Here is an 816-nt window from a genome sequence, read left to right as displayed (position 1 = left end):
AACCTGTTTTAACCTGAACTTCTTCCGCAAACCAGCAAAAAGCGGGGAAGCAGCCCATGTGGCCACTTCCCCGCTCTAGTTTCTAAATTGGAGTCTGACCCCAATTTACCCTGCAGATCCTTTTTCCGCCGGAAATACTCGACCCGCTACTGCAACGCTATTTGAAGGCAGCCGGCAACAAACGCCGCGTGCGCATTGTCGCCGCCAATCTCACCGATCGCTACGACTTGGTCCCCGAACTGCAATGGGAAAAATAACCTACCCTGAACAGTACATCCGGCAGGATCGTGTACTGGCTGTCGTCGCCGGCGTGGAGACAGGATTCTACCTCACCGGCGGCACAAAAGTGCCCGCTGGACCCGGAAGAGCTTAATTTCCGCCTGCGCTCCTTCCCTCTGGAACTGCTGGACACCCTGCCGGTAACCAGCCAGGACTTTTTAACCGCTATCAAAGACCGTTACCACGAGTTGGCGAAAACCTTGCTTGGATAAAAGGTCAGCCACCCCTGACTTCGTCCCTCCCTGAACGCCGCCGATTTCCTATCGCCTCCCCGCCCCAGGGGTGCTAAACCGCCGCCCGGTCATGGTAGCTGGATCACATGCTGGGGCAACCGGGAAAACAAAGGCGGGGCATGAGGCGTCTACTTGAGTGCTAAGTGCTGAGTGCTGAGTGCTGAGTGCTGAGTGCTGAGTGCTGGCAGCATGATAACCACTGCTAGCAGAAGATCAATGACTCTGACCCCATTGATCCACTGAGTGCTGGCAGCATGATAACCACTGCTAGCAGAAGATCAATGACTCTGACCCCATTGATCCT

At 55.4% G+C, this 816-nt stretch carries 1 protein-coding gene; it reads left to right on the top strand.

Annotation, left to right across the window (positions count from 1 at the left end; genetic code table 11):
- Nucleotides 1-287 precede the first annotated feature (287 nt).
- On the top strand, nt 288-491 hold the full coding sequence (locus P0N66_RS12760; protein ID WP_275806023.1) for a hypothetical protein: 204 nt from the start codon (nt 288-290) through the stop codon (nt 489-491).
- Nucleotides 492-816 lie beyond the last annotated feature (325 nt).

Source organism: Desulfurivibrio dismutans, assembly GCF_029210385.1.
In the GTDB taxonomy this organism is placed as follows: domain Bacteria; phylum Desulfobacterota; class Desulfobulbia; order Desulfobulbales; family Desulfurivibrionaceae; genus Desulfurivibrio; species Desulfurivibrio dismutans.
The sequence above is the reverse complement of the archived record's forward strand: the minus strand, read 5'-3'. Positions and strand labels throughout refer to the sequence as shown.